We start from the raw sequence: 9139 nt of genomic DNA, 5'->3' as shown, positions 1-9139 counted from the left end.
GGGATCGCTGCGTTGTCGGCAAGACGGCCGCATGCCGCGCCTCACACGTCCACCCGACATGGCACCAGCAGCGACTGGCCAGGTTCAAGCAGCGACAGCCCCGCGGCGTGCTGCACCGGTACCGACCGCTGATTGTCGCCATGGGAAGTCACCCGCAGCTGTCCACCGCGCAATTGCAGTTCGATCCAGGCCTGGCGGTAGACCAACTGCCAGGTCAGATCACCCAATGCTGGCGGCGCTGCCGGAAAGATGTGCAGCCCATCGAGTTCCAGGCGAACCCCGAGATAGTGGCGCTGCAACACGTCCAACGCGCCACACATCGCTCCCAGATGCACGCCCTCTTGGGTCCCCGAGTTGCCCGGCGCATGCAGATCGGTGTTCAGCGCCTGCTGGAAATAGGTCCACGACGCCGGCCCGTCGACCGCCGCCAGGGCACCGGCACAGACCACATTGGACAGACTCGACTCATGGGTGATACGCGCCAGGTGATAGGCAAGCGTGCGCCGCTGGCTCTTTTCGTCATGGTGATAGCCGAGCCGTTCGCACAACGCCTCCAGTGCCGGCGGCGACAGTAGGTGATAAGCCATCAGCGCATCCGCCTGCTTGGTCAGCTGGTAGCGGTCGCTGCTGTCGTGGCGTGCTTCGAGCATCCAATCCAGACGCGGCCGATCCCCGTGCAGCCACTGCTGCGGCGGCGCTTGCAGCTGCTCGAAGCCGTCGAACTGATTGAGCACATCCTCGTCGATGAACGGCAGGTACATGCGACGGCTGATCTGCGTCCACTGACTGAGCTCATCCGCAGTCAATTGCAGCCGATCGGCCAATTCGGCAGCCCGGGACTCAGGCAACAGCTCCAGTACCTGCAGCGCACGGCATAGGGTCCAGACCGCCATCAGGTTGGTGTAGGCGTTGTTATCCAGGCCGGGCTCGGCGGCGTCGGGGTAGCCGTTGTGGTACTCATCCGGGCCGATCACGCCGCCGATCAGGTAGCGCTGCCGCGCCGGGTCAAAGCGCGCCAGACTGGCCCAGAAACGCGCAACTTCGATGATGATTTCCCCGGCAGCCCCGGCCAGCAGCGCCTCGTCGCCGGTCGCCAGGTACAGTTGCCAGGCGTCGTAGGCCACCGCGGAGCCGATGTGTCGCTGCAGGTAGGTGTGATCGGCCATCCAGCGCCCGGACATCGGATTGAACTGCCGGGGCGGCGTTTCCTCTTCGCCACTGTGGGCGCTGCGCCAGGGAAACAGGGCGCCCCGCAGTCCGGCCCGACGCGCCCGCTCACGGGCCTTATCCAGGCGTCTATGGCGGTAATCCAGCAGGCTGCGCGCCAGTTCTGGGAAGTGTGTGACGAGAAACGGAAAAGCGAACAGCTCATCCCAGAACACCTGACCGTAGTAGCCCTCCGTCCATCCGCGCGGTGGGAAGCCGATGTCATGCCCGACGCTGTGTGGAGACACCGTTTGTAGCAGATGGAAGGCATGAAAGCGCAGCGTCAGCTCGAGCCGCGCGTCATCGGCATCGATGCGCATCCGTTGCCAGAGCCGTGCCCAGGCAGTGCTGTGCGCCCGCTGCAAATGGATGAAGCTGTCGCCCGGCAGTTGCTCGAGTAGCTGCGCGAGCGCCACGCGATCCTCCGCCGGCCGCTCCTGATCGACCCGAACCAGTACCCGTTTCTCGATGATCAACCGGCCGTCAGCGAGACGGCGGCATTCGGCCTCCTGCTGCAGCCTCTGCTCGGCCTGCCGGCCCTGCCAACGCAGATCCATCCCCGGCGTGAGTACCTGGGTGGCCATCACCAGCCGGCGCTGATCATCGGCCAATCCGGCGCCAAGCGCGGCGCGCCCGTCCTCTTCGTGCTGCAGCACGACGTCACGCAGCCGCGGCCCTTCATAAGCCTGATTGCGCCGGATAGCGGCATTCGTGACGCCGCCGTTCAGGACAGTGCGCAAGCGCAGCCGGCCGACTTGCGGCGGGATATTCAGCTCCCAACGCAACACCACGAGCTGCGAGGCGGCCATACTGACGAAGCGGGTTTCATGCAGACGCAACCTGTGACCACCCAGCTCGAATTCCAGCTCGCGTTCGAGCAGCCCGCTGTCCAACGCCAGCGACTGGCGATACTCATGCAATTCGACGCCATCGAGGCGGAACCAATCGCCGCCATCTAGCGCAAAGCTCAGTCCGAAGGGATCGGGCAGATTGACCAGCGCCGCCATCTGCACCTCGCTGCCGTTGACCTCCCGCGGCGCCTGGTCATACCAGCCGGCGCGATAGAAGCCGGCGTAGTGATCGCCCTCGCGGGCAGCAGGCCACGCAGACGCTTCCGGTGCGCTGGCGCGGCAGGACAACAGGCCGTTGCCCTGGGCCAACAGCGCCTCGCGGCGGCGCTCATCGGCCGGATCGTAATGATCGAAGAGCAGCTTGCATGGCACCTGCCGATTACCCATCGACTGCCCTCGCTCGCTCCAGCAGACCGTTCGCCATCTGCTCCACCTGTTTACGTGCCGGGTAACTCGGTTGCGAGCCATAGCCGGTGACCGCCAGGTTGGCCGCCGCCACGCCCCAGGCAGCGGCCTCTCGAGGCAACCGGCCTTCCAGCAGCGCGATGGCGAAGACGCCGGTGAAGGCATCCCCAGCACCGGTTGTGTCCACCGGCTCCACCTCGCCCGGCGGGATATGCAGCAGTTCTTGCTCGTGGGCTAGCACGCAGCCGCCATCGGCCAACTTGATGCAGACGATGGGCGTGCCTGACCGTTGCAGTTCGCGCGCAGCGCTGGCAGCCTCCGTTACCGAGCCGATGGCACGTCCAACCAACCCCTCGGCTTCGGCCAGGTTCGGCGTGATGGCGTGCAGCTTGCCCAACAGGTCGCGCTCGAGACGAACGGGGAAGGACGGATCGAGCACCGTCTGCACACCCTTGCGTGCCGCAGCCTCGATGGCGCGTCGTACGACCCAACCCGGAATTTCATAATCGAGCACCAGGCTGGCCGGCGTTTCGCATCCGTCAATGCAGGCGGCCATGGCGTCGGCAGCCGCGTCATCCCAGCAGTCGTTGGCCTCCGTGGCCAGGACGATCTGCTTCTTCGCGTCCGGCGGCACTATGATCATCGACACGCCGGTGGATCGCCCTTCGGCATGCCCGACCCAGTTCACCTCAACGCCAGCCTCGCGCAGCGGCCCAAGCGCCTGCTCGGCCAATGCGTCGTCACCCACTCGGCCTAGCAGGATGCTGCGGTGGCCGAAGCCCGCCGCGAGGTAGGCGGTATTGCTGGCCTTGCCGCCGGACAGGCGGCACAGATCATGGGCCAGCAGGGTTTCGCGATGGCCAAGCGGCTCATCGACTCGCACCTGGAAATCGGCGTTAATGCTGCCCAGCGACAGCAGCGTGAGGCGGTCCATGACAGGCTCCGGTGAATCAGGCTCGTCCTTCAACGGACCTGAACCGTCGCCCAGGGTTCGCGTTTCGCTGAGCGCGGCAGTCCAGTCAGGTCGCGTCCGTCAGCCGTGACGTGTGGCCCGGCGGGACGGCGCTCGATCGTTCGGCAGGCTGTTGGAATAGAACGATACCGCCCGACAGCGCATCACGACGCAGTGATCAATCCAAACCGAAAAAGGCCGTCACTGCAGATGCGGATGGACATCAAACCGAGAAGAAATAACGGGTGAGATGAAAGAATACCGGCGCGGCAAAGCACACCGAGTCCATCCGATCCAGCATGCCCCCGTGGCCTTTGATCATGGTGCCCCAATCCTTGGCTTGCAGGCTGCGCTTGATCGCCGAGAGCGTCAGGCCGCCCAGAAAACCCATCACCACGATCACGAAGGACATGGCTACCGATTGATAGAAGCTGAACGGCGTGAGCCAGTACATGCCGCCGCCCGCCAGCGTTGCCGCCAAGCCGCCGCCAACCAGCCCTTCAACTGTCTTGGAGGGGCTGACGACAGGCGCAACCTTGGTTTTCCCGAACAGTTTTCCGAACACGTACTGCAATACGTCGCTGATCTGAACGACGAACATGAGGTAGAACAGCAGCAGGGCGTTCTGCCCCTCGAACCCCTCAAGGTCGAGTATGAGCAGCGCGGGCGCATGGCTGATGCAATACACCGTAATCATGACGCCCCATTGGATCTTGGCCGCGCGCTCGAGAAAGCCATCGGTTTCTTGTGACAGCACGGCAATCGACGGCAGGAAAAGGAACGCATAAACCGGAATCAGCAACGTGACCATCGAATACCAGTGGATTCCGATGAAGACGTACTGCAAGGGGATGAGAATAAAGAAGGCTGCGAACAGCGCATTGTGATCGCCTAGCCGGGTAGGAGTCAGGGTGATGAACTCTCGCAGGGCAAACAACGACACGAATGCGAACAGCACCACCGTCGCCGTGTTGCCCATCAGGTATGAGGCGACAAAAATCGCGATCATCGACCACCAGGCGTTGACTCTCAGATTCAGGTTGTCGACGGTCGCAATCGAGCCTTCCGTCTTGACCAAGCGCTTCAGGATCAGCCCCGTGACGGTGGCGACCGCCAAAAGGGAAACGACCCCGGCCATCAACAGGTAGAACTTGTTCTCGATCATCATCGGGCAAGCCTCACCACCGCTTCGCGGGCTCTGTTCAAGAAGTCGCCGATCTCTTCGTTCTCTAGAACCGCAAGCGGATCGCCGATCCGAATGGTGCAGATGATCGGCAGGGGCACGTGCTTACCCTTCGGCATCGAGCGATAAAGGTTGTCCAGATAGATGGGGACCAGGTGCGCCTGCGGAAACGCCCTATGGAGTCGGTAAAGACCGGATTTAAACTCGCCGGGAAGTGCCTGAAAACTGCGTGTCCCTTCCGGAAAGATGATGACCGAGCAACCCTGCTCCATCACCTGACGCACCGGCTCCAGCGGATCTTCACCGTCTTTCGATTGGCGATTGATCAGTACCGAGTTGAGCCCACGCGTTGCGATGTATCTCAGAAACCTGTTTTTGCCCCAGTAATCGGCTGCCGCAAGGGGCTTCGTGTTGAGCCTCGCCTCCTTCGGTAGGGCCGCCATGATCGCCAGCGTGTCGATATGGCTTGTGTGATTGGCGAAATAGATGCGCTGACCGGACAGGTCTGGCGTGCTTTCGAAGCGAGCGCTGGCCCCCAGCAGTAGCCGCAAAATCGAAATCAACAGGGCGGAGATCCACATCACTGGGCCTCCTTCAACTGACCAGCGATTATTCGGGTGCGGGAGATACAAGTCACGACGGAGCCCGCCGCGATAGTGATCAGCGCGACAAACAGGCTATGGTGTGTGGAGAACAAAAGAGACTCTGGAATATTAAGCGCCAGGCCAGCCGTCATGACCGCCATGCGATGCTGCTTGGCCATGGGACCGACGAAGGTTTGCTTAAGCCCTAGCGCTCCGCCAAACACCCGCACATAGGCAGTCAAAGCAGCGGCGAGCGCGGCAAACCAGCCAAGCGAAGGATTGGCCGCTGCATACCCAAACGTAACGATCAGCAGGCTGTCTGCGATGCGATCCGGAAATTCGTTATACAGGCTGCCCAGCGCCGATTGCTTCCCGCCTTCGATGGCCACCATCCCATCGAGCAGGTTACATACCAGCCTGAGTTGGATGAATGTGATCGCCACAAGCGAAGCGAGTACACCGATAGACGCCGCCATACTGGCAGCCGCCGCTGCCGCGAATCCGATACTCGCAACTGAAATTTGATTAGGGGAGACGCCTTGGTTGATCAGATGCGTGGCAAGGTTCATTGCCCAACGCTGAGATCGAGATGTAACGGGTCTTCGGTTGTCTTGCATTCGGTGTTCCCTCACCTGATAGTTATCGATGTTTGAATTTACAGCGACGGCTGTATCTGGCTTCTATTGAAAATAGTGCCCAGCCCAGCCCGGTTAGTCATGCCGTTTCAAAGAAGAAAGGCATACCTATTTGCGCACCCTTATATTTACTACCAACTTCCGTATGGAATGCCGTACTTGTCGATATAGCGCTTGGAGTCGTCTGATAACGGGTAGTATTTTCCGCCTGATTTTCCGAGGTGTGGACCACGTGGCTCTACCTCTGCCTGAGCGCGAGCGACTACAACTGGCACGTTGCACTCATCGCGTGTCCAGACCTGGACGACACCGCCCGGCGCCAGCCCAATATGCAACGCCGCTAGATAGAGCGCTGGTCGCTCCGGTGTTTCCGGACAGCGTCGATGGGTTGATCTATGCATGAGCTGCCGAGCTTCTTCGGGGATATCGATCCATACCCGATAGGTTTGCGGCTCCACCACCGACTGCCACCGTATGTAGACACGTCTCGGCAGGTCCGCACCTACTACTCCGTCAATTCCACCGGACTTGCCTCTTGGCCAACCTCTCGCGAAGTCGGTTTCGTAATTATCAATGCCGGTGCCGACGATACCGCTGCTACCTTTATTGAACATTCTGCCCTGGATATCTTCGACCAGACTCGCCTCGACCCACCCCACCATGTAGAGCGGTGAGAAGAACTCCAGGCTCCACCACGGATCCTTGGGATCCTTATCACCAGATAGCGGATCTGCGATTTGGCAGCCGCTCAGAACCAATGCGCCCAACAGCGCCAAGATTTGTTTGATCAAAATAAAGTCCATTCAGGGACATGAGGTTGGAACTGGCGAACCTCGCCAGCATTCGGCGCGTTGATTGAGGCCGCTGGGCGTTTGCTCCTTGAGCGGGCTGTTCCAATTCGCAGAGACATGAATATAACGCGTCTTCAGCAGTTGCTCCTCAGCAGGCAAAACCTGATAGTTGCCATTATTAAACCGTTCGTAAAGAGAAGTTAGACCGGCTGGAATCGAATAACTTGGATCATTCCCATCGATCTCGTTGAACCTGACCCCTTTCTTCTTACCAACTTCCGTAAGGAATGCCGTACTTGTCGATGTATCGCTTGGTTTTTTCATTGATCTTGTAAGCGTATCGCCCATCAGTCTTCCCTTGCGAAGGACCGAGCGGCTCGATTTCAGCTTGCGCACGGGCGATTTTGACAGCGTTGTGACATTGATCTCTGACCCATGCCTGCACGACCCCTCCCGGCGCCAGCCCTAAGTAGAGTGAAGCCATATAACGCGCGGGCCGTTCAGCAGAACAGCGATGATTTGTCGAGTCCTGCATGATTTTCCGAGCATCATCGGGTATTTCAATCCACCCTCTATATGTCTGCGGCTCCACCACCGATTGCCAGCGGACAAAGATTCGTTTGGGCAAGCCAGCGCCCACTACCGCCCGCTGGCCGCCCGCCAACCCATGTGGCCACCCCCGGGCTACTTCGGTTGCATATCCGGGGTCACCGCTCCCCACAACACCGCCTCCACCATGATCGAAGAGCCTGCCTTCAACGTCTTCGACGATGCTTGCCTCAACCCAACCTACCATGTAGGGGGGCGCAACAAATTCCAAACTCCACCAAGGAGACTTTGAACCGTTCGACTCGTTTACTGGCCCTAATGCCTTACAGCCGATCAACAGCAGTATCGGGATGAGAAAAAAAAATGACTTGTTCAAAATAGAGTCCAGTTAGGAGCATGAGGGTGTCGATTGCGAACACCCCCAGAATTTGGAGCATTGATATAAAGCACCTTAAGACCGCTCGGAGTTCGCTTCCCCCGCGGGTTATTCCAATGGGCGGAAACATGTATATAACGATATTTAAGAATACGTTCTTCCTCATCAGCCAGAGCGTAGTCGCCCCGAATAAACCGGTCAGACATCGCTGACAACTCATCGGGAATGAGATATTGCGGCTCATCGGGAATATCATCAAACCTAACGCCATTCTTTCTTGCCAACTCGTGCATGACTCGGAGATAGACGCGCGATAGCGCATTACTCACCCTGCGCTTGAGTTGCAGACCGACATATACCCGCTTTTGCCGAGGCGCCAACCGATCTTGCGGATCGACCGGCAGTAGTAGCGCCTCCGGGGTGATGATCTCCAGCATGGCCGACGGCCAACCCTCGGCAAGCATCCGCTGCCTGGCCTCGACCGCGTCCTGGTAGATGGACGTTGTCGCCACATCGACGCGCTGACCCACCACCAGCGCCTGCATCGGGCTGACCAGCACTCGCGCTTCGGCATCTTCCAGATAGCCTCCGCCGATGTCTGAGTGCACGCCCGGCAGAACGATCTCAGGGTGGTCCGGACTGACCTCGCTCAGTGGAAAATTCGCGCGTATCTCGTCGCGCGCCACTAACTGAACCACATTCGCGAAGTACTTACGCGGTAAATAGAGATTCAGCCAAGGCGTGATAGAGCTTCGGATATTGCCTATGTTCTTCAAGCCGCCAACAGAAGCGACGGTATCGAACAGACCGATAAAGCCAACGTTGATATCGCGTCCGTAGCGGTCGACGAAGCCTCTACTGAAGGCACCCGCGTTGCTTTGCAATGCCGCACCGAGAGGTCCCTGCTTGCCTTTGACAACCTCGTTGGCGAAGTGCCTGGCCGCAGCAGCACCGCGGCTGAAGCCAAAGGTGTCGAAGATCAACGAACTAATTTCGAGGTCCGGATAGTCCTGATGCGTGGTTTGAATAAGTTCGCTGATCCGGTTAAACGCGTCCTGAACCTGTCCCGCGACGCCTGTACCGCCGCGGCCCGCCGCAGCGCCCAGACTGCTGTCTTGTTTGCCGGCCTCGGTGCCCGCTCCATCTACGTATAGTTTGCGATACCCCTGTTTGTTGGAACCTGCGCCTTCCAGCGTGGACGGTACCCAATACAAGTCCATCAGCTTCCGCACATTAGTCACATCATTTCCGTAACTGCTGTCCGGCTCGGCCATATATGGCTTGCAGGTGGAATTCAGATCTTCGGCCGCTATCGGGTGATGGGCGCCACATGCCAGACCGAGCGCGGCGTTGGTGGCGTTGTTGAGCGTGCCGTCGAAGAACACGCCGATACGCAAGGCCAGCTTGATCTTCTCGGGTGATTTGGCCGGTTGGCTGCTGTGGAGCTCGTACTCGGCCCAGCGCTCGGCATGAATTTCGGTGGGCTGGACCTCCTTCAGCTCGGCGTCGCGCTTGGCCCTCGGGATATTGGGTACGTAACCACTCATTGTTTCCACCATCCTTGGTTGGAAGTTTCCGCCCATTGCAGGGCGTCGGTTGGCGTCACC

General features: G+C 59.8%; 8 protein-coding genes. All 8 read right to left on the bottom strand.

Annotated elements, in window-relative coordinates:
• Positions 1-41 precede the first annotated feature (41 nt).
• The 8 genes from MCB86_RS04415 to MCB86_RS04380 all read right to left on the bottom strand — a co-directional run bounded on the left by MCB86_RS04415 (position 42) and on the right by MCB86_RS04380 (position 9079).
• Complete coding sequence (locus tag MCB86_RS04415) at positions 42-2444, bottom strand: glycoside hydrolase family 65 protein (RefSeq protein WP_239610009.1); 2403 nt, start codon at positions 2442-2444, stop codon at positions 42-44.
• Complete coding sequence (locus MCB86_RS04410; RefSeq protein WP_239610007.1) at positions 2437-3396, bottom strand: PfkB family carbohydrate kinase; 960 nt, start codon at positions 3394-3396, stop codon at positions 2437-2439. Before MCB86_RS04410 ends, MCB86_RS04415 begins: the two co-directional genes overlap by 8 nt.
• A gap of 241 nt (positions 3397-3637) precedes the next feature.
• A complete protein-coding gene (locus tag MCB86_RS04405; protein WP_239610004.1) occupies positions 3638-4582 on the bottom strand; it encodes a phosphatidate cytidylyltransferase in 945 nt (314 codons plus the stop codon).
• Positions 4579-5178 (bottom strand): lysophospholipid acyltransferase family protein, encoded by a 600-nt coding sequence (locus MCB86_RS04400; protein WP_239610002.1) that lies wholly within the window; start codon positions 5176-5178, stop codon positions 4579-4581. The genes MCB86_RS04405 and MCB86_RS04400 overlap by 4 nt, the downstream gene beginning before the upstream one ends.
• Positions 5178-5750, bottom strand: coding sequence for a CDP-alcohol phosphatidyltransferase family protein (locus MCB86_RS04395; RefSeq protein WP_239610000.1), 573 nt, complete (start codon positions 5748-5750; stop codon positions 5178-5180). Before MCB86_RS04395 ends, MCB86_RS04400 begins: the two co-directional genes overlap by 1 nt.
• Before the next feature lie 197 nt (positions 5751-5947).
• On the bottom strand, positions 5948-6604 hold the full coding sequence (locus tag MCB86_RS04390; RefSeq protein WP_239610269.1) for a DUF2931 family protein: 657 nt from the start codon (positions 6602-6604) through the stop codon (positions 5948-5950).
• Between the two features lie 271 nt (positions 6605-6875).
• Positions 6876-7532 carry a DUF2931 family protein gene (locus MCB86_RS04385; protein ID WP_239609998.1) on the bottom strand — a complete coding sequence of 219 codons (657 nt, stop codon included), beginning with the start codon at positions 7530-7532 and terminating at the stop codon, positions 6876-6878.
• On the bottom strand, positions 7529-9079 hold the full coding sequence (locus MCB86_RS04380) for a DUF2235 domain-containing protein (RefSeq protein ID WP_239609995.1): 1551 nt from the start codon (positions 9077-9079) through the stop codon (positions 7529-7531). Before MCB86_RS04380 ends, MCB86_RS04385 begins: the two co-directional genes overlap by 4 nt.
• Positions 9080-9139: the final 60 nt, after the last annotated feature.

The organism is Pseudomonas sp. KSR10 (genome assembly GCF_022355455.1).
In the GTDB taxonomy this organism is placed as follows: domain Bacteria; phylum Pseudomonadota; class Gammaproteobacteria; order Pseudomonadales; family Pseudomonadaceae; genus Stutzerimonas; species Stutzerimonas stutzeri_E.
Note: the sequence above shows the minus strand (reverse complement) of the source record. Positions and strands in the feature narration are given on the sequence as shown.

What these genes read in the sequence shown, in the direction of transcription:
- MCB86_RS04410 (WP_239610007.1), bottom strand. Translation starts at nt 3,396, where the DNA reads ATGGACCGCCTCACGCTGCTGTCGCTGGGCAGCATTAACGCCGATTTC.
- MCB86_RS04405 (WP_239610004.1), bottom strand. Translation starts at nt 4,582, where the DNA reads ATGATGATCGAGAACAAGTTCTACCTGTTGATGGCCGGGGTCGTTTCC.
- MCB86_RS04380 (WP_239609995.1), bottom strand. Translation starts at nt 9,079, where the DNA reads ATGAGTGGTTACGTACCCAATATCCCGAGGGCCAAGCGCGACGCCGAG.
- MCB86_RS04400 (WP_239610002.1), bottom strand. Translation starts at nt 5,178, where the DNA reads ATGTGGATCTCCGCCCTGTTGATTTCGATTTTGCGGCTACTGCTGGGG.
- MCB86_RS04395 (WP_239610000.1), bottom strand. Translation starts at nt 5,750, where the DNA reads ATGAACCTTGCCACGCATCTGATCAACCAAGGCGTCTCCCCTAATCAA.
- MCB86_RS04415 (WP_239610009.1), bottom strand. Translation starts at nt 2,444, where the DNA reads ATGGGTAATCGGCAGGTGCCATGCAAGCTGCTCTTCGATCATTACGAT.